The organism is Shouchella oshimensis (assembly GCF_004375095.1).
GTDB classification, from domain to species: domain Bacteria; phylum Bacillota; class Bacilli; order Bacillales; family Bacillaceae_D; genus Shouchella; species Shouchella oshimensis.
In genome coordinates, this window is record NZ_SNUX01000004.1 from 456,425 (window position 1) to 478,626 (window position 22,202).

The 22,202-nt window shown below is 40.6% G+C and carries 22 protein-coding genes; 6 read left to right on the forward strand and 16 right to left on the reverse strand.

All coding sequences use genetic code 11. The annotated features are described in order from the left end of the window. Positions 1-108: 108 nt before the first annotated feature. The 10 genes from E2L03_RS17805 to E2L03_RS17850 all read right to left on the reverse strand — a co-directional run bounded on the left by E2L03_RS17805 (position 109) and on the right by E2L03_RS17850 (position 10,165). The gene (locus tag E2L03_RS17805) at positions 109-513 is read right to left on the reverse strand and encodes a gamma-glutamylcyclotransferase family protein (protein WP_055735414.1); all 405 of its coding nucleotides are present in this window, start codon (positions 511-513) and stop codon (positions 109-111) included. Positions 514-588: 75 nt separating this feature from the next. Beyond that, positions 589-2,100: a tripartite tricarboxylate transporter permease gene (locus tag E2L03_RS17810; RefSeq protein ID WP_055735415.1), complete on the reverse strand. Its 1,512-nt coding sequence runs from the start codon at positions 2,098-2,100 to the stop codon at positions 589-591. 4 nt (positions 2,101-2,104) lie between these two features. Further along, entirely contained in the window at positions 2,105-2,569 is a 465-nt protein-coding gene (locus tag E2L03_RS17815; protein ID WP_134259963.1) for a tripartite tricarboxylate transporter TctB family protein, read from the reverse strand. A 15-nt stretch (positions 2,570-2,584) separates the two neighbouring features. Then, positions 2,585-3,553 carry a tripartite tricarboxylate transporter substrate binding protein gene (locus E2L03_RS17820; RefSeq protein WP_134259965.1) on the reverse strand — a complete coding sequence of 323 codons (969 nt, stop codon included), beginning with the start codon at positions 3,551-3,553 and terminating at the stop codon, positions 2,585-2,587. Between the two features lie 243 nt (positions 3,554-3,796). Beyond that, positions 3,797-4,489 carry a response regulator gene (locus E2L03_RS17825; RefSeq protein ID WP_134259967.1) on the reverse strand — a complete coding sequence of 231 codons (693 nt, stop codon included), beginning with the start codon at positions 4,487-4,489 and terminating at the stop codon, positions 3,797-3,799. Further along, positions 4,486-6,036 carry a sensor histidine kinase gene (locus tag E2L03_RS17830; RefSeq protein WP_166740368.1) on the reverse strand — a complete coding sequence of 517 codons (1,551 nt, stop codon included), beginning with the start codon at positions 6,034-6,036 and terminating at the stop codon, positions 4,486-4,488. Before E2L03_RS17830 ends, E2L03_RS17825 begins: the two co-directional genes overlap by 4 nt. Before the next feature lie 149 nt (positions 6,037-6,185). After that, a complete protein-coding gene (locus E2L03_RS17835) occupies positions 6,186-7,796 on the reverse strand; it encodes a long-chain fatty acid--CoA ligase (RefSeq protein ID WP_038483966.1) in 1,611 nt (536 codons plus the stop codon). A gap of 160 nt (positions 7,797-7,956) precedes the next feature. After that, positions 7,957-8,730 carry a tyrosine-protein phosphatase gene (locus E2L03_RS17840; protein ID WP_038483969.1) on the reverse strand — a complete coding sequence of 258 codons (774 nt, stop codon included), beginning with the start codon at positions 8,728-8,730 and terminating at the stop codon, positions 7,957-7,959. 20 nt (positions 8,731-8,750) lie between these two features. Further along, positions 8,751-9,446 carry a CpsD/CapB family tyrosine-protein kinase gene (locus tag E2L03_RS17845; protein ID WP_038483972.1) on the reverse strand — a complete coding sequence of 232 codons (696 nt, stop codon included), beginning with the start codon at positions 9,444-9,446 and terminating at the stop codon, positions 8,751-8,753. 20 nt (positions 9,447-9,466) lie between these two features. Further along, the gene (locus E2L03_RS17850; protein WP_038483976.1) at positions 9,467-10,165 is read right to left on the reverse strand and encodes a YveK family protein; all 699 of its coding nucleotides are present in this window, start codon (positions 10,163-10,165) and stop codon (positions 9,467-9,469) included. Between the two features lie 282 nt (positions 10,166-10,447). Between E2L03_RS17850 and E2L03_RS17855 the strand changes: the two genes are divergently transcribed. Then, the gene (locus tag E2L03_RS17855; RefSeq protein ID WP_038483979.1) at positions 10,448-11,368 is read left to right on the forward strand and encodes an LCP family glycopolymer transferase; all 921 of its coding nucleotides are present in this window, start codon (positions 10,448-10,450) and stop codon (positions 11,366-11,368) included. A gap of 295 nt (positions 11,369-11,663) precedes the next feature. Here E2L03_RS17855 and E2L03_RS17860 read toward each other — a convergent pair whose 3' ends face one another. Both E2L03_RS17860 and E2L03_RS17865 read right to left on the reverse strand, forming a co-directional pair. Beyond that, the gene (locus tag E2L03_RS17860) at positions 11,664-11,978 is read right to left on the reverse strand and encodes a DMT family transporter (RefSeq protein ID WP_055735421.1); all 315 of its coding nucleotides are present in this window, start codon (positions 11,976-11,978) and stop codon (positions 11,664-11,666) included. Continuing rightward, a complete protein-coding gene (locus E2L03_RS17865) occupies positions 11,975-12,310 on the reverse strand; it encodes a DMT family transporter (protein ID WP_055735422.1) in 336 nt (111 codons plus the stop codon). Before E2L03_RS17865 ends, E2L03_RS17860 begins: the two co-directional genes overlap by 4 nt. Before the next feature lie 101 nt (positions 12,311-12,411). On the opposite strand from E2L03_RS17865, the gene E2L03_RS17870 reads away from it, so the two are divergent. After that, positions 12,412-12,999, forward strand: a complete 588-nt coding sequence (locus tag E2L03_RS17870) for a TetR/AcrR family transcriptional regulator (protein WP_134259971.1) — start codon at positions 12,412-12,414, stop codon at positions 12,997-12,999. Positions 13,000-13,075: 76 nt separating this feature from the next. Continuing rightward, positions 13,076-13,723, forward strand: coding sequence for an SDR family oxidoreductase (locus E2L03_RS17875; RefSeq protein WP_038483992.1), 648 nt, complete (start codon positions 13,076-13,078; stop codon positions 13,721-13,723). 42 nt (positions 13,724-13,765) lie between these two features. On the opposite strand, the gene E2L03_RS17880 is transcribed toward E2L03_RS17875, so the two are convergent. Then, positions 13,766-14,989: an FtsW/RodA/SpoVE family cell cycle protein gene (locus E2L03_RS17880; RefSeq protein ID WP_055735425.1), complete on the reverse strand. Its 1,224-nt coding sequence runs from the start codon at positions 14,987-14,989 to the stop codon at positions 13,766-13,768. A gap of 143 nt (positions 14,990-15,132) precedes the next feature. Between E2L03_RS17880 and galE the strand changes: the two genes are divergently transcribed. The 3 genes from galE to E2L03_RS17895 all read left to right on the forward strand — a co-directional run bounded on the left by galE (position 15,133) and on the right by E2L03_RS17895 (position 17,967). Beyond that, the gene (gene galE, locus E2L03_RS17885) at positions 15,133-16,146 is read left to right on the forward strand and encodes a UDP-glucose 4-epimerase GalE (RefSeq protein ID WP_134259973.1); all 1,014 of its coding nucleotides are present in this window, start codon (positions 15,133-15,135) and stop codon (positions 16,144-16,146) included. Between the two features lie 188 nt (positions 16,147-16,334). Further along, a complete protein-coding gene (locus tag E2L03_RS17890) occupies positions 16,335-16,604 on the forward strand; it encodes a GNAT family N-acetyltransferase (RefSeq protein WP_038483997.1) in 270 nt (89 codons plus the stop codon). A gap of 97 nt (positions 16,605-16,701) precedes the next feature. Further along, complete coding sequence (locus tag E2L03_RS17895) at positions 16,702-17,967, forward strand: hypothetical protein (protein ID WP_038483999.1); 1,266 nt, start codon at positions 16,702-16,704, stop codon at positions 17,965-17,967. 14 nt (positions 17,968-17,981) lie between these two features. Here E2L03_RS17895 and E2L03_RS17900 read toward each other — a convergent pair whose 3' ends face one another. The 3 genes from E2L03_RS17900 to E2L03_RS17910 all read right to left on the reverse strand — a co-directional run bounded on the left by E2L03_RS17900 (position 17,982) and on the right by E2L03_RS17910 (position 22,200). Then, positions 17,982-19,226: a DNA polymerase IV gene (locus tag E2L03_RS17900; protein WP_038484001.1), complete on the reverse strand. Its 1,245-nt coding sequence runs from the start codon at positions 19,224-19,226 to the stop codon at positions 17,982-17,984. A 237-nt stretch (positions 19,227-19,463) separates the two neighbouring features. Next, complete coding sequence (locus E2L03_RS17905) at positions 19,464-20,963, reverse strand: peptidoglycan-binding protein (RefSeq protein WP_134259975.1); 1,500 nt, start codon at positions 20,961-20,963, stop codon at positions 19,464-19,466. Positions 20,964-21,249: 286 nt separating this feature from the next. Further along, on the reverse strand, positions 21,250-22,200 hold the full coding sequence (locus E2L03_RS17910) for an agmatinase family protein (protein ID WP_134259977.1): 951 nt from the start codon (positions 22,198-22,200) through the stop codon (positions 21,250-21,252). Positions 22,201-22,202: the final 2 nt, after the last annotated feature.

Here is a 22,202-nt window from a genome sequence, read left to right on the forward strand (position 1 = left end):
AGCCCCATATGTGATTTCAGTCAAGCTACTTTTTAATTGCATCTAGCTGTCCTGTCAACGTTAGCGACGACGACAGGACTTCTGCCTGTTGCTTTCCTTTGTACATACTTATCGACCGCTTTGATTGGAACAATAAACCATCCAATCACCATTTGGTATTGGTTCGACAATGTGTTCAAAAAAATCGGTCGCTATATAACCAAACGCCTGAACCGTTTCCCCTTCTACCGTCACGTTCATTTTTACACGTTCATACTCATTCCCAGTGAATCGACCTTCTTTATAACCCTCTAATTCATCTATCATTTCCAATACTTTAGGAGTTACGCTGTAAAGCTCTCCACGTATGAACTGGCCTTTTTTAAACCGCGCAATTGGATAGCCATATGGAGTCGCATGCAGTTCTCCTTCTACATAACAATCGTTCTTCACACAAGTCGCCGATTCTAGATAATGTGCATTTGTGCCCCCTTTACGCAAGGTTCCATATACGAATAAGTAGCTATTTTGCATACTGGTCCACCTTTCTCTACGCTTTTACCCTATGATACGTATTTCATCGAATGCGTACAAGATAAGGTTTGATCGTTACATAGAAGCGCCTGTCCCTGTACCTTTTCTCCTTTTAAATAGCTTCAAAAGAAGAGGATAACTTAAGGAAAGCAACGTTAAGAAAAATAAAGTTGTCGCAATTGGTGAAGCAAAGAAAATCGCCTGTGGACTCTCATAAATAATAGAGGCTCTTCGCATATTTTGCTCCATTTCTCCACCAACAATAAGGGCTAAAATCATTGGCGCTACTGGGTAGTCTAATACACGCATAAGTAAGCCAAGTAAGCCTGCTACGATAAGCAAGTAGAAATCGATTGTACTGTACCCAAGTGTATAAGCGCCAATAAATGATAAAACAAGCACAATAGGATACAACACATTTGCAGGCGTTCGTAACACCTTAATTAACATGCCTACCATTAAAATATTAATAATGACTAAAATTAAATTCCCTATAAACATACTGTTAATAAGGGTCCAGACAAGATCCGGGCTATTCTCAAACAGTAATGGACCTGGTGTAATGCCGATCATGACTAACGCTCCAAGCATAACCGCAGTTGTACCGGACCCTGGAATACCCATTGTTAACATGGGAATAAGGGACCCTACAGCAGCTGAACTGTTCGCTGATTCTGGTGCAACAAGCCCTTCTACTGCCCCTTTACCGAATTCATCCTTTCGCTTCGATAGTTGTTTTTCGGTAGAATACGCAAGTAAGGAGGAAATTGTTCCACCAGATCCCGGTAAAACACCGAGAAAGAAACCAAGTGGACCACTGCGGAAAATTGGACCAAGCGATCGTTTCCATTGTTCTTTTGTAAACCACTTGCTCCCGATAGCCTGGTCCTTTTTCGGTTGCTGTCCTTTTTTCTTAGGAAACATATTGTATAAAACTTCTCCTAGCGCATAAATCCCAATAATGATAACGATGAAATTAATCCCATCTGTAAAATGTGGAACACCAAATGTGAATCGATGCACACCTGATTGCAAATCAATACCGACCGTGCTAATCGCAAGACCAGCAAACATGGCAACAAACCCTTTGATCATCTTTCCTGTTGAAAGAGCGACAACTGCTGATAAAGTAAAAAGAAAAAGCATAAAATACTCAGCTGGACCAAAGTTTAACGCAAATTGAGCAAGAGGGATCGCAAGAAAGATAAAACCAAAAATCGCCATAATACCACCGAACAATGACGCCATTGCTGCAATTGACATTGCTTGACCAGCTTGCCCTTTTAATGTCATCGGGTACCCGTCGAACGTAGCCGCAATGGATGAACCATCTCCTGGTGTATTAATAAGAATAGAACTCCTCGACCCGCCGAAAAGCGCACCGTAATAAATAGATGACATCAAGATTAATGCACTTACTGGATTCATTCCAAACGTTAATGGAATTAAAACCGCTACTCCCGTTGCAGGACCTAGACCAGGAAGAATTCCAACGATTGTACCTAACAAGGCACCAAAAATGAGCCACACCATATTCATTGGTTCAAGTGCGGTAAAAAGCCCATCGATAATGATTGACCATTCCATGCCTTTACCCTCCAAATCCCGGCAAACTAATTTCAAGCAAATGACTAAAAATAAACCATGTGCTGAACGAGACAATGCCTGTCACAAGTACATTCATAAGCCACTTCTTTAAACCGTTTAAATAAAAAAGCAAAGCAACTAAAAATAGAATGGTAGATAGCAGAAAACCTGCAAAATCAAACAACAACGTATACGCTATACAGAGTAAAATGACGACGCCGATCGTTAACAGTGTTGATTTTTGAACGAGTAGCTGTAAATCCTCTGTCGCATGGTCCCCTTTTTCCTTCAAAACTTGAATTAAATCAATGATGGCAAACAAAAATAGTCCGATACAAATGGCAAGTGGAAAATAAATCGGTGCTAACGGATCTCCCAATGTTGCTTGTGGTAGTTGTAAGATTAAGAGCGCGTAAGCCACGCTCAATACAATAAAAAATAGTGGCATGGATAATCGAACGACCTGCATATGTTCCCCTCCTCATTAAGGTGCGAGACCTGAGTCCACAATGATTTCTTCAAAAAATGTTGCTTGCTCTTCCATGAATGCAATCGTTTCTTGACTGTTCATATAAAAAGCATCTAAGTCATTATTTTCAAGAATGGTATTCCATTCCTCTGTTTCTACCATTGAGGCGAGCCATTCATCCCATTGTGCCACCTCTTCATCAGCCATTTCTGATGGTCCCATAATTCCACGCCAGTGCGGGAAAACCATCTCTGCTCCCATTTCTGTCCACGTCGGGACGTCTGGAAATGCATCCAGTCGCTCTTCCGATGTAATCGCTAAAATGGAAACCTCTCCAACTTGATACTGTTCAGCAAACCCAGACACTGAATTTGTTGCAATATCAATGTGTCCGCCTAACAAAGCATTCATAATATCCCCACCACTACTATAAACAAGGAATTGTAGCTCCGTAGGGTCAACACCGTATGCAACAGCTGCTTGAACAAAAGCCAAATGGTTACCTGAACCAAGTGAAGGACTAACACCAATTGTCAGCGAAGTAGGGTTCTCTTTTAACTTCTGCATCACTTCCGCACCGTTTTCAAATGGGGCGTCAGACCTAGATGCTATGGCAAGCCATTCTGTCGAGAGCATCGCAAGGGGAGTAAAATCTTCGTACGATAAATCACTTTGCCCGAGCAGATTACTCGTAATTAACAAACTGGAATTTACCGCTGCATAATGACTGTCTTGCTGGTTAAGGTATTGCCAGCCTACCTCACCACCTCCACCAGGTTTATTTAAAACAGTGATACTTTCTTCTAGAAGTCCATCACTTACGAGCGAGCGTTGTATGGAACGTGCCGTCATATCCCATCCCCCTCCTGGCGTTGCAGGAGCAATAATTTCAACTGTCCGACCTGGAAAGAGCGCACTTGATTCTACATCTGTTGAACATCCAATCAAAACGATTATCGAACATGCCAATACCCATTTTTTCATCTCGATCCCCCCTGAAAGTAACCGCTTTCAATTTAACTGTTTATGCACTATAGCATGCACGTGTTTCTTAAAACAAGCATACATCTTTAACATTCTTTATATCTTTTTCAGTCATTTCGTCCTTTCTGTTCACGGCGATAAGAAGCCCTAGTACAGAAAATAAAAAACGTTCGCGACTAGGATGCATAGCATCCACGCAAACGTCATTAATACAAGTAAGGAACAAGTTTTGTCACAAAGCTCTTAGGGATGTTTCAATCGATACCGCCGCTCAGGTCTACCGATCTCTCCATAGCTTAACTGTGTGTAACTAGTGTCCTCTCTTACAAGATGCTCTAAGTATCGCCTTGCTGTTGTCCGAGACACACCGAGCTCCTCACAGGTTTTTTCAATCGTTAACCCTTCTTCCGATTGATGAAGTAAATCATACACCCGTTGAAGCGTGATCGCATCAATTCCGGAAGGTAAGTCTGGATGTAGGGTCGAAGCAGCCTTTAACGACAGACTACCACCTAACACCCGTGCTCCATCTTCGTTAGAAAATGTCGCGTAAGGACGGTTAAAAAAAGATTGTTGCGCCGCATACGCTTCCAAAGTTTGTTTAAACAATGCTGCATCTACTGGCTTTTGTAAAAAAGCAAACACCCCACATCGTTTAGCCTGTTGAAGAATAGCCATGTCATCTGATGCAGAAATAATGAGTATATCTAACTTCGGGTATTTTCTTCGTAGATCTTGTAGTAGTTCAACCCTCTCAATATCAGGAAAATACAAATCTAGAAGCAATAAATCGACGTGCTCTTCTTCATCAAGTCGCTTAAACAATTCCTGTCCATTTAGGACATAGCCTACTAAATGAAAACCACTACATGCTAGGACATATTCTGAGTGAATCATCACTAGCCGATAGTCGTCTTCTGCTATTAATACATTCATCTCTTATCCCCTTCTGTTTTTGGAATATAGATCGAAACAACTGTACCTCCCACATGAGGCAAGCCATCGATTTCCATCACACCGTTCCACTTCTTCAATGCTTGCTGAACATTCGAAAGACCAAATCCTCGTCCTTCACCTTTTGTTGATACACCTGGTTGAAGAAACTGCTTTTGGTTTTCTTTAAAACCTTTTCCACTATCATAAATATCAATAACCCATTCATCCCCTGCGTCACTTGCAAAAAAGAGCACGTCTTTCTTTTCAGTGTGTACCACTGCTTCAATCGCGTTATCTAGCACATTTCCAATGATTGTCGACAAATCCGCTATAGGGATTCGCTCAATCGTATGCAATTCACTAGACTCCTCTATCGACAAATGAACATGTTTTTCTGCTGCTCTTGCCATTTTTGCAAGTAAAAGTGCCTGTACTCCGACGTCCGTGATTTTTTGAAAAAGCGGAATGGTCTGGGTCCGTTGTACACTTGTTTCATTCACAATAAACGACAGCGCCTCTTCTTGCTTTCCAAGCTGTAAAAGCCCCATTAACACATATAATTTATTGCGGAACTCATGGGTCTGAGCTCTTAAACCATCAGACTGTGCCTGCATTTGCGCCATCGTTTCTTTCACTTGCTTCATCTCTGTAAAATCTCTAAAACTACAAATAGCGCCAACCCTTTTTTTGTTTTCGTATATAGGGTGACAATTCACTACTAGCGATTTTCCACTAATGTTCCGCATATCATCAAAGAGCGATTGACCTTTATGTAAAGACTCAAACAATCCTAGCTTATGCAAAACGTCTTTATTCGCCTCGTCAGCAGATAAGATAAAAGCGGCTGCCGGGTTAAACAATGTAACATCGCCATGTTCATTTACAGCACAAATACCCTCATTTAGGGACTGAAGTAAAGCTTCTCTTTCTTTATAAAGCGTTGCAATAAGAGCAGGCTCGTGACCGAATGTATCACGCTGTATACTTGATGAAATGATTCCTGCACAAAGTAAACTTAATACCAATCCAGCTAGGCCGACCAACGCATTACGCCAAAGACGTTCATATAACACCTCGTGTATACTCTCTAATGGATAAGATACTCGAACAGCTCCTATTAGTTGTTCTGCATCACCTAGTTGATCATAGATTGGGGCTGTTGTTTGGATGACTTCTTCTCCATGTACAATCGTTCGCTCTGTCCGATATGACCCAAATACAAGTGTCGCCTGCAAACTATGGCGTGTCTCATCTTCCTTTCCAGACAACATATCTTTACCGTTATGATCAAGGACAAAGACTATCGGATTATTTGCTTGAAGTCGTACACGATCAATAATACCTTGCACTTCACTTACATCGTTTTCATGTAAAGCGTTCGCTAATGCAGGCATGAACGAGAGGGCATTGGCGGTTTGTCTTGATAATTGTTTATATTCTTGATTTAAGTTAACGCTTTCAAAATAAGCGTGAACAAGTGTGAATAATGAGATAAGAATGGCGACAAGAATAGAGAATACGAGTAAGACACGGGTTCTTATCGTCATACGTTTCTCTCCCATAAGATAATGCCGACTTTTGTTTATTGCGCATCCTCCTCCCCTCTCTTTTTAGTGTACCATGAGATGTAATAGGAGGTGGAGAGAAGCGATCCTAACGTACAGTTAATCAAAAAAAGACAATCGTAAGATTGCCTTCATGATTCCTTTTTTGCGCCTACTATTTGTTCACGCAATGCCCGCTTTAAAAACTTACCTACTGATGTGCGCGGAAGCTGTTTCATAAAGAGAACATCATCAGGCAACCACCATTTTGAAAATTGAGTAGCTAAGTATTCATTCAATTCTTCCTTCGTTACTACATGACCTTCTTTTAATACAACACACGCTACAGGACGCTCCTGCCATCTCTCGTGAGGAACGGATACAACCGCCGCTTCAAGTACAGCTTCGTGTCCCATAATAGCGTTTTCTAAATCAACAGAAGAGATCCATTCGCCACCACTTTTTATTAAATCTTTTGTTCGATCAACAATTTTAATAGCGCCTTCTTCATCAATTGTCACAACGTCCCCAGTGTGAAGCCAGCCATTACGAAAAGCTTCTTGGCTTCGCTCATCCTCGTGGTAGTGGTCAGCTACCCACGGACCACGTATAAGCAGCTCGCCCATTTCCTTCCCATTCCAAGCGATCTCCCCGTTTTCGTTCACCCCTTTTATGTCTATAAGTGGAACAGCCATTCCTTGCTTTGATCTTATTTGGTACCGCTCTTCCTCTGACCAGCTGTGTTGGTAACTTTTTAAGCGAGCGTAAGAAACGATAGGGGAAGTTTCAGTCATTCCGTAAGCATGAAAGAACGGGACGTTTAATGTTTTCTCGAAACGTTCAATCATACTTCTAGGAGCTGCTGAACCTCCGCATATGACCGCTCTAAGACTGCTTAAATCATAATTTCCTTTTTCAATTACTTGTAAGAGACCTAGCCAAATTGTCGGTACGCCTCCTGTAAAGGTAACGTTTTCACTTTCAATTAATTCTGCAAGCAGTTGGGGTGTAAACTGAGGTCCCGGGAGAACTTGTGTTGCGCCATAAAAAGTGGCGCTAAAAGGTAAACCCCATGCATTAACATGAAACATTGGCACTACAGGCATACAGACATCGTTTTCTGATAGAGCTGTTGTATCCACCATACCTTGTACCAGGCTATGAAGCGTAATTCCTCTATGTGTATATAACACACCCTTTGGTTTTCCAGTTGTGGCAGATGTGTAGCACATTGCTGCTGGTTCATTTTCATCAAGATCTTCGAGAAAAGCAAAGTTCGGATTCCCTTTCTCTAATAGCGCTTCGTACGAGTACAAAGGCTTAAGAGTTGAATGAGGCACTTCTTTTTTATCAGATAAAACGATATACGTGTGCACAGATGTCAATTGGTCTTTCACTGCTTCTACAATCGGTAAAAGGTCTTCATCAATGAGTAATATTCGATCTTCAGCATGATTGATCACATAAACGAGGTGATCTGAGGAAAGTCGCATATTAATCATATGCAACACAGCACCTATACCTGGGGCAGCAAAATAAGCTTCTAAATGGCGATGATGATTCCATGCAACCGTCCCTACACGCTCTCCACGCTTTAGACCAAACTCGGTCAGCACACTGGCTAAAGCTCTTGTGCGCCTACCAATCTCCCTGTACGATAATCGATGCATGTCATCCAATGTTCTTGAGATTACTTGCTTTGATGGGAAATAACGCTCCGCGCGTTCTAACATTGGCGGAATGGTTAAAGGTGTGTTCATCATTTGCCAAAAACCCCTCTCTAATTGTTTGCGCTTTCATTATGATTCTCTATTATTTTAGCAATCACATCTCGAACAAGCAAATTATTTTTAAAAGATTCTAAACTTTATTTATATAAAAAAAGAAACTCTACTATAGAGCTTCTCAAACTCAAATGAGATCTTAAAACAAACCAAATAACTTCTTTCTTTTTTTTGTAACTCGTTCAGGAGGCTCAAGGTAAATATGCTTATTTTCAACAATTAAGCGAGCATTTTCCTTGTATTCAAACAGTAATTGAGAACCAAATCGATCTTCTACAACTTGATATGCTTCCTGCATTCGTAACGTGCGATTCGATGTATTATGAACATCAGATGCGATGACATGAACAAGATTCGCTTCAATGAGTTGCTCGCTTAACGTTTGAATCTCTTTTCCAAAATAACCAGTTAAACTAGATGATGTTAACTGGGCGAGGGCACCGTTTTTAATGAGCTCATATAGTTTGTTTGGCGATTCCATAATCACCTTGTTCCGCTCTGGGTGTGCAATAATTGGAATATACCCTTGAGAACCCAGTTCATAGAACAAACGAGTTGCATAAACCGGTATATCATTTGAAGGAAATTCCACAAGAACATATTTGCTGTTTGCCAAACTTAAGCTAGAACCCGACGCAAGGTCGCTTAGCACATCCCCATACAAACGTATTTCTTGACCGGCCAAAACCGTTAAAGGTATACCTTGTTTGTTTAGCTCGTCATTTAACTCCGCCACCGCATCGTGTAAGAACGATCCATCTAGCAGAGTGAAATTCGGATGCTGATGATGAGGTGTTGCCACCATTGCTGTAATCCCTTCGCTCACTGCTTGCTCTGCAATTGCGATACTGTCCTCAATTGTCTTAGCCCCATCATCAAGCCCGGGTAAGATATGGCTATGAATGTCAATCATCCAGCTCTCCCCTTTTTCCTTTATTGATAATAGTAATACGTATTCTGATCGATTGGCTTATTGTTAAGTACCACACCTAATATGTTCGCTTTTGCTTTTACTAGATTCGCTTTTGTCTGCTCAAGCTGATCACGGTCTGTTTTGCCACTTGATGTCACGATAATCGTGCCATCCACTTTACTAGATAAAATTTGAGCATCTGCTACAGCCATAACAGGCGGCGTATCAATGATAACCATATCAAAATTCTCACATGCTTCTTTAATAACCATTTCCATCATTTTTGAGTTTAAAAGCTCAGCTGGGTTTGGCGGAACTGGTCCACACGTTAATAGGCTAACATTTTCAATGGACGTTTCCTGTGCTACATCCACTAGCTTCTGCTGCCTTGTTAGTACATTTGTTAAACCATGGGTGTTCATCAAGCTGAATGTATAATGAGCGGTAGGCTTTCTCATATCCGCATCGATTAATAAAACACGTTGTCCGTTTTGTCCCATAACAACTGCGAGGTTAGAAGCGGTCGTTGACTTCCCTTCTCCTGGACCAGCAGAGGTAATTAAAAGAGAATGTATATCTGTATCGATAGCAGAGTATTCAATATTTGTACGGATATTCCGATATTGCTCCGTTATTGGCGAATGTTTATTTACATCTGCAATAAGCTGGCGTTTTTTTTGTCCTTGACCTTTTTTCGTGCGAGTTGACCTGACCATAAGTCACCTACTTTCTTAAGCTATGACGATTTCCTCGTCGGTTCAACAGCATCCATCGTTGAGACTACGCCGAGAACAGGCAGATCTAGGATCTTTTCAATATCCTTTTCTGATTTCACTGTTGTATCTAAGTATTCAAGTAAAAATGCTAACCCTACTGCTCCCATTAATCCAACTACAAACGCAATCGCCATATTTAAAATCGTATTAGGGCTTGATGGTGACGGATTTTCACCAACTACAGCTTCTGATAAGATCGTTACATTATCTGTGCTTAAAATATCTGGGATTTGCGTTTCAAATACAGTAGAAATTTCATTTACAATGGCTGTTGCTTCCTCTGGCTTGTCTGCTTCAACCGTTACGAGTAACACTTGGGAATTGTTTTGATTTGTCACAGACACCATATTTTGAAGTGTACTAAGACTATAATCCAAGTTTCCATTTTCAATCACATCATTTAAAATACGAGGACTTTTAATAATCTGCGTGTATGTACCGACGAGCTCTAAACTTGTTCGAACATCGTTTTGAGTTACGCCTTCCTCTGTACCTGCTTGATAAATTAATAATTCTGCAGAACGTTCGTATTTTGGAGTAAGGACAAAAACACTTACTAACGTACCAGCTAACATTGCTAACAACGGAATCGCAACGAGCAATTTCCAGCGTTGTTTTAATGTTTGAAAGATTTCTTTCAAACTTATCGTTTCTTCCATCTAATCGCTAACCTCCTAAACATATCCCATAACTCAAATCGAATTATATCATAATTTGACTAACAATATTGATAAATCATCGTCATTTTTATTGCTAATTCTACAGTTTCATACAGGATTAGACCGCATCTGTTGTATTTGTAGACCAGGAAAGCGAACTTTTCACTAAACATTACAACAAAATGTTCTTGTTCTTATGATCAGCTTCTTTTATTCTAATAAGAGAGAATGAATACATAGATCGTTATATTTACCATTTTAATAGTAGAAAGGCGTTTTTAAATGAAGAAAAAAACGGCATTAAAAGTAACCGCACTAATTTTTGGCATCCTTTTTTTAGTCGTCATTGGAGTTGGCCTTTATATCTTTAATGATATACGAACCACTGCTAATCAAATGTATGAGCCACTTGGTGATCGTCAAGGGTCTTCACCTATTCGTGAAAATGAAATTCAAGAAGGAGAACCAATTTCCATTTTACTAGCTGGCGTTGACCATACACCTGGTCGCGAAGAAGATGTCGTTGGACGTTCAGATTCCATTATCGTTATGACACTCAATCCAGCAGAACGATCAACGAAAATGTTGTCCATTCCGCGTGATACACGTGTGGACATTGTTGGTAGAGGAACAACAGAAAAAATTAACCATGCCCACGCATACGGTGGTGCAGAAATGTTAATTAACACAATTGAAGAAGCGTTTAACATCCCTATTGATCACTACGCCGGCATTAATATGGAAGGGTTCACTCGCCTTATTGATGCGTTTAATGGAGTTGAAGTCTACAATGATCTTTCCTTTACAATGGATGGCTCTCAATTTCCTGAAGGAACCATTGCATTGAACGGGGAGGAAGCACTAAAGTATACACGCATGCGCTATGACGACCCTCGCGGCGATGCAGGACGCGCCAACCGACAACGAGATGTAATCGAAGCATTAATGAATGAAGCTGCTTCCCTCAGTTCGATTACGAAAGCTGGGGATATTCTCGATGTATTAGGTTCTACTGTTCGAACTGATTTAGCATTAGGGGATATGTGGTCCTACCAGTCTGACTATATTGATGCACTTGACCAAGTGGAGCAAATTGAAGTGAATTATACAGGACAGACGATTGACGGCTTATGGTATGCCATTGTAAGTGAGGAAGAAAAAGCGCGTGTACGAGACGAAATGCGTAGCCACCTTGATTTATAAAGCGACAAAAAAAGAGGCTGGGACATAACGAAAAGTAGTATTTGAAAAGACGAATAGTCTAAAATATGCTGAGTAGCATTGCTACAGGAGAATCCTTCGCTTTCCGGGGACACGGCCTCAGCCTCCTCCGTGGAAAACCGCCACTCCGAGTCTTCAGACGCGTGCTGATCCACCAGGAGTCTTCGGATTCTCCTTCCGCTCATTTTCATATAAAACAAACGACGAACGTTCCTATTTTCAGGAATGTTCGTCATTTTGGTCTGTCTATCTACTTTTGTGCCAGCCTCTTTTCCTTTTAAGATACTAACCGTAAACCTATAACGGCAATAACTACAAGACCGATAAAGAATAGCCTTAAGCGATCTTTTGATTCATTGTAAAAGAACATCCCAACTAGCGCACTACCGACTGTACCGATTCCAGTCCACACTGCATATGCCACACCGAGGGGGATGGTTTCCATTGCTAATCCTAAAAGGGTGAAGCTTATAATAAAGCCAACAATTAAGATACTAAAACCCTTTTTCTTTTCTCCTTTTGCAATCATCTGAATCCCACTCACGCCTATTACTTCAAAGATACCGGCGATGATTAACATGATCCAACTCATGCTTCATCCACCCCTTCAACCTTTTTAGTACCAGTGACAAGTTTTAATCCTAATACTCCTGCGAGTAAAACAACAATAAAAAAGAGCATCCATAGATTAAACGATGCACCAAATAGAAAAATATCAACAAATACTGTTCCAACGGTACCAAGTGCTACAAATATTGCGTATACTGTACTCGTCGGTAATACCGTTGCAGCACGGACAAGTAACGTAAAGCTGACGACGATTCCAATGGCTGTCAGCCCCCATTCAAACGGTGTACTTGCATACTTAAGACCAGTTGCCCAACCAACTTCAAAGATACCTGCTATAATTACGAACAACCACATATAAAGTCACGCACCTTTATCTATTCATTATACTAACTAACGGTAGTTAGTATATCACGCTTTAACTATATTGACAATCTTTTTTCCGAAAGGATGACACAATGAATACAAAAGCACGAATCATGAACGTCGCACGTCACTCTTTTTCAAAACATGGATATGAAGGAACCACGTTAGCTCAGATTGCACAAGAAGTTGGTATTCAAAAACCATCTATGTACAATCACTTCAAAAGCAAAGCCGAGCTCTATTTACTTCTATGCGAACAAATTACAAACCAACTTGTTGATACCATTGCAACAACTGCCGCACAGTATGAAACGTCAGAGAGTAAAACAAGGCTTTATCATGTATTAAAAAATAGCTGTGATTTTATTATGTACGAACAAGAAGGTGCTATGTATAAACGATTCATGTTGTTTCCACCAGCTGACCTCAAACAAGACGTTCTTTCCATTGTTTTAAAAGGAGATGAAGCAATTCACCGCACCCTTCACGAGCTTTTTCAACAAGGGCAAAAAGAAAAGCGGTTTAAACCAATACCTGAACAAATGTTTCGTTCAGCCTATTTCTGCCTGCTTGATGGGCTTTTTACCGAAAGTTTCATCTATGAAGACGATGACTTTCAACGGCGGTTTAAAGAAGCTTGGACGATTTTTTGGTATGGTATATCCACCGACTCGTTATAAACTTGGAGGTTTTAAAAATGTACTCCTTGGGAATCCAATACACACATCAGTGAATACCTTAGGAGGAATAACACTCATGAACGTACTCGTTATTGGAGCGAATGGCCAAGTCGGTAAACACCTTATTCAACAATTGCAGGAAAGCGAACATACATCAATTGCCATGGTTCGAAAACAGGAACAAGTCGAGACGATGAAAGAGCTAGGAGCAGATAACGTCGTGATTGCCGATTTAGAAGATGATTTTAGTGAAGCATTCACACAAGCGGATGCGGTCATATTCGCAGCTGGTTCTGGTGGATCAACAGGAGCGGATAAGACGCTAACTGTTGATTTATGGGGTGCCATTAAAGCTTTTCGTTACGCAGAAGACGCATCTATTAAGCAGTTTGTTCAGTTAAGTTCCATTGGGGCAGGGAATCCAGATGCCCAGCCAGACAAAATTAAACACTACATGGTTGCCAAAGCAGTCGCAGATCAAGTACTCATGTCAACATCATTATCTTATAGCATTGTACGTCCAGGAGTTTTAACAAACGACAAGGCAGCAGGCACTATTCAAGCTAAAGCTGCATTTGACCAACTCTCAGATAGCTCTATATCAAGAGCTGATGTGGCAGCTGTATTAATTGAAGCATTAACAAATGAAGCTACTTACGGTAAAGCCTTTGAAATCGTTGGAGGCAGTGAACAACGAACAGACGCATTATCTGCACTGAACTAATTTATAAAAGAAACTTGCTATGCCATAGCATAGCAAGCTTCTTTATGCATGCCTTCCGTTTAACTCATTTAACTTGGCCGCCTCTTTGGAAGGTTCAAACATATAGCTCTTCTGTCTCATCCCAATATTTAAAACAATCCCAATGGCAATCATATTGGTCATCAATGCACTCCCACCGTAGCTTAAAAAAGGTAGAGCAATACCTGTGACTGGCATCAAACCCACTGTCATAGCGATGTTTTGAAAAATTTGAAACGTTAGCATCCCAGCAATACCTGCAATCATATAAGTTCCATATAAATCTTTACACGCCATCGCTAACATAATCATGCGGTAAATAAGCAGGAAAAACACACAAATAACAAGTGTTGAACCAACGAAGCCAAACTCTTCCCCTATTACGGCAAAAATAAAGTCTGTATGCATTTCGGGGATCGCAGCATTTGCTGCTTGCACACTGTTCAAAAAACCAACGCCTAGTAGTTGACCAGACCCAATACCGGTCGTTGCCCCTAGCGTTTGCATAGCGTAGCTCGTTGCATATTCTTCTGGATATAACCATCCATAAATGCGTACAAGTTGATGTGGTTCTAATAGTTCCCATTCGATAAGTAAATCGACATAGTTAAAAAATAAATAAAAGACAAGGGCAATAAAAGCTGTTGCCATACCCACTAATGTAAGAATAATCTTCATCGACATATTGGATACAAGTATGGCTACTGCCACAATTGACACGAGAACAAGGGCTGAACCAAGATCAGGTTGTTTTAATACTAAGAAAATAGGTGGCAAACTAACGGCTAAGATCAGTCCCAGTTTCATTAAGTCCGTTTTTAGGTTTTGCTCTTTAAAGCGTTTGTTCAAATACATAACAAGGTGCGCTAATGCTAGCACTAATATAATTTTCATAATTTCTGATGGTTGATAGATAGGCGTATTATTAATTCCAATCCATCTCGTAGCTTCATTCCTTGACACCCCAAAAAATTCTACAATTAACAAGAGTATCATTCCAAAAGTATAAGCCGGAATCGTTAAATATTTAAAATATTCGTAATCTAAAAACATGATAATAACAATTAGCACTGCTCCAATAAGCATCCAACGCGCTTGCGATAACATGTATACATGCCGATACGCCTCATCTACATATTGACTAGTCGTCCCTGCATAAATGGCCATTGCACTTATACATAAAAGCAAAAAAACAAGGAATAGCAAAGTGTAATCAATCCGGTCATGCCATTGTTTCTCTCTTTCCATGACGGTCCCCCTCTATTTCCACTTCTTTCAATCTATCATACCATGTTTTTCCCTAACCGCGCATAAAATAGCTAGCTATTTTGTTGTTTCCTTTTCTTTGCTATACTGAACCTAATCTCATCTATAAAGAAGGAGTTTTGTTCATGTCGATTCTTGTTACAGGAGGCGCCGGTTATATAGGCAGTCATACATGTGTAGAGCTATTACAAGCTGGCTATGACGTCATTGTCGTTGATAATCTTGCAAATAGTCGTGAAGAGACGTTAAGGGAAGTTGAAGCGATCTCAGGTAAATCACTTACGTACTACTCAACAAATTTGTTAGATGCAAACGGGTTGGATCAAATCTTTGACAACCATACGATTGACGCAGTTATTCATTTCGCAGGCTTAAAAGCCGTTGGAGAATCAGTTGAAAAACCACTACACTATTACGAAACAAATTTGCTAAGTACGATTCAGCTATGTAAAGCGATGGAACGTCATGGTGTTTATAAATTGGTATTTAGTTCATCTGCCACAGTATACGGTATCCCTGAACAAGTGCCTGTTCGTGAAAACGCACCTATTCAAGCACTCAATCCATATGGTCGTACGAAAATTATGATCGAAGAGATTTTGGGTGACCTTGCCGCTACAGATGAAAAATGGAGCATTTCGTTGCTTCGCTATTTTAATCCGATCGGCGCGCATAAGAGCGGTAAAATTGGTGAAGAACCGAGTGGCATTCCGAATAATTTAATGCCTTATATTACGCAAGTTGCAGTTGGTATAAGAGAAGAGCTTTCCGTTTTTGGAGATGATTATCCAACTGAAGATGGTACATGTATTCGCGATTATATTCACGTGGTTGATTTAGCATTAGGTCATTTAAAAGCACTTGAAAAGCTTGAAGACACAAGCGGTGCTCAAGCCTATAACCTTGGTACAGGGAATGGATACAGTGTATTAGAAGTTGTTACCGCTTTTGAAGAAGCATCAGGAAAAACCATTCCTAAGAAGATCGTGGAACGACGTTCAGGGGATGCACCTGTGACGTATGCAGACGCCTCAAAAGCAGAACGCGAGTTAGGGTGGAAAGCAGAGCGTGGGTTAGGAGAAATGTGTGAGGATTCGTGGAGATGGCAGTCTCACCGAGCAAAACAACTAGCAGAGTAAACGGTTAAAAGCTTTGGCGTCAATGCCAAAGCTTTTTAGGTTTTCATGTATAGCCTGCATTTTTATCGTTGACACTATACTCGTACGATTAAATCGTAGCCTGACGGGTATAAGAGATAAATACATATGTTAGCGAACTAGACTCTTATAGTGCATTGAAAAATCTTACTAAGAAAGAGTGACACGCCATGGAGATACAAAAGTCTACTAATCGCTATTGGATGGGAAAAGCAGCTTCACAACCAATTGCAGAACTCACTTTTACAAAAGAAAAAGAAGCTCTTACTATTACTCATACATTTGTCGATCCAGAGTACCGGGAACAAGGATTAGGAGCTAAACTCGTTTCATCTCTCGTGGACGATGCTCGTACACAGAAGCAGAAGATCGACCCAGTATGTCCTTACGCCAAAAAACAGTTTGATCAACACCCTGAATACAAGGATGTGCTTTTATAGCACGTACAAAATCTTTCATACTTTCGCATCCGTTTTCATGGTAAGATAGGAAAAGATTTTTTAATACAAAAATTTGACTTAAACGGAGGAACTTTCGATGAAAACACCCTTCACTATTCGCGTGGTATTGCGACTTGTGAGTGTTCTTTTTGGTGTAATGGTGCTGGCTGCTTGCACAACACCCGAAAGTAGTCCTGCTCCAGCAAATCCTAATGATTCCTCTAATCCCTCTGCCATTGATGAAGGCAACGCTCAAGCACCTGTAGATGAAGAGGAGAATGTTCCTTATGACGAAATCGAAAATGAGCTTTCGTTCTCGGCTGGAAATGATACAAAAATATTATCTGCACAAGCTGTAACAGCACCTTTTGATGCGACCTATATCGTACCCGAAGGAATGGATGTATTAGCAAATGACCATTCTTTAACGTTTACGAATACACCTGATCTCCCGTATCATTTACAGGTCTCTGTTCGCACTGAATCACTTCCGTCTGATTTTGATCTTGCTCAACAACGGGACTACACATCGCTATCCTTGCGTTCAACGATTCATGAACCGAGTGATATTGATCTTGAACGCTTTCCGGAGCTACCATTCGACTACTATTACACCATTCAAACGACTAATGAAACCATTCATCGTCTCGTTCGCTTTGATGAACAAGCCGAGCATATGTATATTGCAACATTGAATACACCTGAATCGAGAGAAGAAGATCCAAATGCCTACGCAGAGGTTGTTAGTCTTTTTCATGCTATTCTGTCCTCCGCTAATGACCAAGAAGATGAAGTTGAAGTTGAAGCTGACACCGATGCTCTTCTTGATAAATTACAAGATCGCTCTTCTTATGACGAAAACGACCAGACTTTTGAAAAAGAACAAACCGTCTTCACAGCGCTGTACGAAGATGAGGAATTCGCATTCTCTGTTGACCATTTCACCCTTTTCAATACTTTTAGCATTTATTTACCTGAAGGCTATCAAAAGCGTTCTTTAGGAGAGCATTCTTATAGCTTTACGAATCGGGAAGATGCAGATTTTCAACCAATTACGTTAATTATTGGACTTACGCACCCTGATATCCCATTGGATTTGCATATTAGCGCTTTACGTTCTGCCAATGAAGAATTATCTGCTGAGGCGTATCCTATGTTTGATTTCTTTGACTATGTATTTGTCGAGATGAATGAAGACGACACATTTAAAAGTGCGACACTCATTAAAGAACGTGAAGATCAACGTATATTCGAAGCATCTATTCGTACAAGCGAAGAATACCTTGATGAGTTAACCTTTATTAAACTTATGACTGCTCTTTTGGAAGTTGAAGATCTTGTAGAAGAAGTGCCTGTTAAATAAAACAGGCACTTTTTTTATTTGTAATGACCACCAATTTTTTTGCTTCGGTCTACTAATTGAGAAGCCTGTTTTAAAGATGAGGCTCGCTGAATCGCCACTTTCCCATATTTATCACGAATATGATCCATAACATAGCCAATTTGCGACAGCCGATCACGATTTTGATTATCGTCCAGTAAACTCATCTGCCAATTTTGGTCGCTTTGGAGATTTGTCATACCTACACTGACTCTCCTCACTGGAAACCCGTCCCAGTGTTGTTCAAGAAGTTGATTAACACCGTTAAAGACTTCCATCGTAATGTTCGTCTCAGTTGGAAGCGTCAATTGACGATGAAAACTTCGCTTCTCCACATGACTTGCACCATTTAATCCTAAACTTACTGTTGCGCCCATTTTTCCTGCGTGACGTGCTCTCGAACAGACTTCTTCACAAAGCTCTAATAAAACGACGTGTAGGTCTTCTTTCGTCGTATAGTCCCGTGGCAATGTCATGCCATTGCCAAACCCTTTTCTACCAGCATGGGCTGCTCGAGTAACAGGTGAATAATCAATACCATTTGCTGACATCCACAACACTTGACCATGTAAACCGAACTTTTCTTTTATACGAGACCCTTCTGTTTGAGCTAAATGACCAATTGTTCGAATGCCCATACTTTTAAAGTGAATAGCCATTCGTTTTCCTACGCCAAATAAATCACTAATAGGACGTGGCCAAATCTCTAACTCCATCATATCTTCTGTTAACGTATAGATACCACTTTTATTTTTTTTGGCAAATAAGTCACAGGCAAGCTTGGCAAGAACTTTATTTTCGCCAATTCCTACTCGGGCTCTTAAATTCATTTCTTCTTTAATACGTTCTTGAATTTCTGATGCAATCTCTTGAGGCGCTCCAAACAAGCGTTGACTCCCTGTGACATCCATAAATTGTTCATCAATGGAGTAAGGTTCAACCAAGTCCGTATACTCTCCTAATAGCTTAGAAATACGCAAAGACACGTCGACATATTTCTGCATGCGAGGCTTCACCACAACTATATCAGAACATTTCTGTTGCGCTTCATAGAGACGCTCGGCATTCTGAATGCCTTTTTCTTTCGCAAGGGGGCAGGCAGCCAAAATGACACCACTTCGCCGATTCGGGTCTCCTGATACAACAAGTGGCTTACCTGCGTACTGAAGGTTTTCCGCATGTTCAATAGAAGCATAAAAAGACTCCATATCCAGTAATAAGATTGCCTTTTCATTTTTCATCTGCCTACCTCCTTCCCCACATTATACCCGAATACACGTTCTACAACCAGTTAAAATACGTGCGTATGTTCGTTTTTTTCTGGGATACACTCCGAGGATTTCCAGCACGAGCGATTTTTTCCTAATATGAAAGGAAAGGAGAAGCTATAAAAAAAGGAAATCGTCTAATTATGTATGATCATATAAAAAAACGGGTATAGATGAAGAATCATCTATAACCCGTTTGTATCGTAACTTTTAGTGTAAACGTTTAGCGCCTAAATACCTTGGAGCCCAATAGGAGTTGTTTAAGTCTGAGACTTCTACACCGCGAGATGAGCCAGTGTGAATAAACTTATTATCCCCAATATAAATTCCGTTATGCGTTGGACCAGCTGCATATGTCTCAAAGAAGACAATATCGCCAATGCTTGGTGAACCTACAGATGTACCAGCGTTCCACTGAGCTGCTGCTGTACGAGGAAGTTCGATTCCATTTTGACGGAAGATATATTGAATCATTCCACTACAGTCAAATCCAGCAGGAGATGTTCCCCCCCATAAGTAAGGTACGCCAATAACAGATTGAGCTGAAGAAATCAAACCTGATACAACGTTACTTGAGCTTGAAGTAGACGTATTGCTCGTATTTGTATTCGTTACAGGTGCTGCATTATTTGTGTTTGTGTTTGTATTTGTATTCGTGCTAGGAGCCGGTGCTGCCGCTGTATTATTTGAACTTGTACTTTCAGAAGCAGTCGAATCATTTGAAGATGCGTTTGACTCCGTGCTCGTGCTCTCGTTTGAAGATGAGCTTGATTCCGTACTCGTGCTCTCATTAGAAGATGAGCTTGAACCAGTGCTTGCTGATGCCGGGCTGCCACTAAGTGTACGTACTGTAGCTGGACCAGCAATTCCGTCAACAGAAATACCATTCGTACGTTGGAATTCCATTACGGCTTTTTTCGTAATTTCACCATAATAACCAGTCGGTTCTGCATTAAAATACCCTAATGAACGAAGCTGTTGCTGTAGATCCGTAACATTCTCGCCACGAACGCCTACACGCATAGAAGAAGATGCTGGTGTTTCAGCTGGCGCCTGCTCTTTTTCTACTGTTTTCGTAGCTTCTTGTTTAGGCTCTTCCTTAGCTGGCGCACTTGTTTCTGTTGATGCCGTTTCCGAAGCTACAGGCTTCGCGTCAGCTGTACCTAGTGCACTACGTGTTTCTGGACCAACAATTCCGTCTACTAAACGTAAGTTTTGCGCTTTTTGGAAAGCTACAACAGCATCACGCGTAATGGAACCATAGTAACCAGTAGAAGATTGGTTAAAGTAACCTAAAGAACGTAATTCGTCTTGTAGATTTGTAACATCATTTCCTCGGCTACCAATTCTAAGTAAATTTGATTGAGTTGTTGTTGTTTCTTTTTTCTCTACTTTAGTAGTCGATTCTTTTCCTAAAAGTGAACCGAACGTTTCTGGTCCAGCAATTCCGTCAACGCGTAGGTTGTTTTCTTTTTGATAATCCAATACAGCGTCACGTGTATATGTACCAAAATAACCTGTTGCTTTATGGTATGTAAAAAACCCTTTTTCTTTAAGTATGTTTTGCAGTTCTGTTACATCCTGATGAGACATACCTTGTTTTAACGTTTGGTCACCTACTGCTGCTTCTGACACTTGTGGAGCAACTGCTACAACTCCAGCGACAACAGCTGAAGAGAATAAAAATTTGTTTAGATTCGATTTGCTCAAGAGAATGCCTCCTCAAAATTTTAAAATAAATCTAGTTTGTTATGACATGAATGATTATAATGAACGACTACATGATCTTCTTCGACAAGATTGACTAAATTTTACACGATATTTCGCTCTTAATCTATCAATGTAACAAAAATGTAATATTACATTTGTAATAGTACCGACAAAAACCGCATACTAGCAACCTATTGACGCAAAAAAAATTTCCAATTACTAGTTTACTAGGACAAAAAAATAAGCTTACATGCTCCTCGTTAAAAGAACATACAAGCTCATTCACTTACGTCCGATTTGTTTTTGCTTGAATATGACCCGCTAAAGCGTACAACACAAGGGTTGAAGCAAAATGTGAAGAAACATCGTTTGCATCTTGCTGAGGGTAAACCTCGACAAAATCCATTCCAATGACGCCTCTAGATGTAAATTCATGCACGAGCGTCAGTAATTCATAAGAGGTAAGACCATTTGTATCAACTGGTCCTCCAGGGTTAAATGCAACGTCTAATACATCACTACAAACCGATAGGTAAATCATATCAACCTCTTTTGAAGCTTCTTCATAGAGACGAGCTGCATAATCGCGTAAGTTCGTCGCTTCTTTTATATCCTTACTAGTAATGGTCTTTGCTCCTGCTTCATGTGCATATCGACCTGTTTCAGGCTTATTACGTGGTCCGTGTATGCCGATGTGTAGTAAACTCTCATTTCGTACTTGATCGAGCTCATACAAACGAGCAAATGGGGTAGAGCGTGCATACTTTTCCCCTTCGTGATGCGGCATATTATCGTAATGGGCATCTAGATGCAGGATGCCAATTTTTTTAGCTGGATACTGCTCGGCTAAACCAGCAAGAATGGGGTACGTAATGCCATGATCGCCACCTAAAGCAATTGGAAAAGCCCCCGTTTGCCAGACATTGCGTGAGAAGGTTTGAATTCGCTTCATCGTTTCTTCTACATCTGCCGGCACAACATCAATATCACCTAAATCAGCTAATTGTAGATGTTCAAACACGTCGATATGGTTTAACTCTGGTAAATACCCCGAATAACGTGCTGAAGAAAGACGCATCACTTTTGGGCCCAATTCGCACCCTGTATAATCCCCCCATGTCACCGCGCCTTCCCACGGAACCCCATATACGAGAACATCTGCATCCTTTATCCTCTCAACCGTTCCATTCTTAGCCCCTAAGAAAGGCAGCGTATTTCCATAAATAGGCTCTGTCATTT

Excerpts from the sequence above, each read along its gene's own strand:
- E2L03_RS17805 (WP_055735414.1), bottom strand. The coding sequence starts at position 513 with ATGCAAAATAGCTACTTATTCGTATATGGAACCTTGCGTAAAGGGGGC.
- E2L03_RS17880 (WP_055735425.1), bottom strand. The coding sequence starts at position 14,989 with ATGGAAAGAGAGAAACAATGGCATGACCGGATTGATTACACTTTGCTA.
- E2L03_RS17865 (WP_055735422.1), bottom strand. The coding sequence starts at position 12,310 with ATGTGGTTGTTCGTAATTATAGCAGGTATCTTTGAAGTTGGTTGGGCA.
- E2L03_RS17840 (WP_038483969.1), bottom strand. The coding sequence starts at position 8,730 with ATGATTGACATTCATAGCCATATCTTACCCGGGCTTGATGATGGGGCT.
- E2L03_RS17850 (WP_038483976.1), bottom strand. The coding sequence starts at position 10,165 with ATGGAAGAAACGATAAGTTTGAAAGAAATCTTTCAAACATTAAAACAA.
- E2L03_RS17900 (WP_038484001.1), bottom strand. The coding sequence starts at position 19,226 with ATGAAAAATGAAAAGGCAATCTTATTACTGGATATGGAGTCTTTTTAT.
- E2L03_RS17825 (WP_134259967.1), bottom strand. The coding sequence starts at position 4,489 with ATGAATGTATTAATAGCAGAAGACGACTATCGGCTAGTGATGATTCAC.
- E2L03_RS17810 (WP_055735415.1), bottom strand. The coding sequence starts at position 2,100 with ATGGAATGGTCAATCATTATCGATGGGCTTTTTACCGCACTTGAACCA.
- E2L03_RS17895 (WP_038483999.1), top strand. The coding sequence starts at position 16,702 with ATGAAAACACCCTTCACTATTCGCGTGGTATTGCGACTTGTGAGTGTT.
- E2L03_RS17890 (WP_038483997.1), top strand. The coding sequence starts at position 16,335 with ATGGAGATACAAAAGTCTACTAATCGCTATTGGATGGGAAAAGCAGCT.
- galE (WP_134259973.1), top strand. The coding sequence starts at position 15,133 with ATGTCGATTCTTGTTACAGGAGGCGCCGGTTATATAGGCAGTCATACA.
- E2L03_RS17820 (WP_134259965.1), bottom strand. The coding sequence starts at position 3,553 with ATGAAAAAATGGGTATTGGCATGTTCGATAATCGTTTTGATTGGATGT.
- E2L03_RS17910 (WP_134259977.1), bottom strand. The coding sequence starts at position 22,200 with ATGACAGAGCCTATTTATGGAAATACGCTGCCTTTCTTAGGGGCTAAG.
- E2L03_RS17875 (WP_038483992.1), top strand. The coding sequence starts at position 13,076 with ATGAACGTACTCGTTATTGGAGCGAATGGCCAAGTCGGTAAACACCTT.
- E2L03_RS17845 (WP_038483972.1), bottom strand. The coding sequence starts at position 9,446 with ATGGTCAGGTCAACTCGCACGAAAAAAGGTCAAGGACAAAAAAAACGC.
- E2L03_RS17815 (WP_134259963.1), bottom strand. The coding sequence starts at position 2,569 with ATGCAGGTCGTTCGATTATCCATGCCACTATTTTTTATTGTATTGAGC.
- E2L03_RS17830 (WP_166740368.1), bottom strand. The coding sequence starts at position 6,036 with ATGACGATAAGAACCCGTGTCTTACTCGTATTCTCTATTCTTGTCGCC.
- E2L03_RS17855 (WP_038483979.1), top strand. The coding sequence starts at position 10,448 with ATGAAGAAAAAAACGGCATTAAAAGTAACCGCACTAATTTTTGGCATC.
- E2L03_RS17870 (WP_134259971.1), top strand. The coding sequence starts at position 12,412 with ATGAATACAAAAGCACGAATCATGAACGTCGCACGTCACTCTTTTTCA.
- E2L03_RS17860 (WP_055735421.1), bottom strand. The coding sequence starts at position 11,978 with ATGAGTTGGATCATGTTAATCATCGCCGGTATCTTTGAAGTAATAGGC.
- E2L03_RS17835 (WP_038483966.1), bottom strand. The coding sequence starts at position 7,796 with ATGATGAACACACCTTTAACCATTCCGCCAATGTTAGAACGCGCGGAG.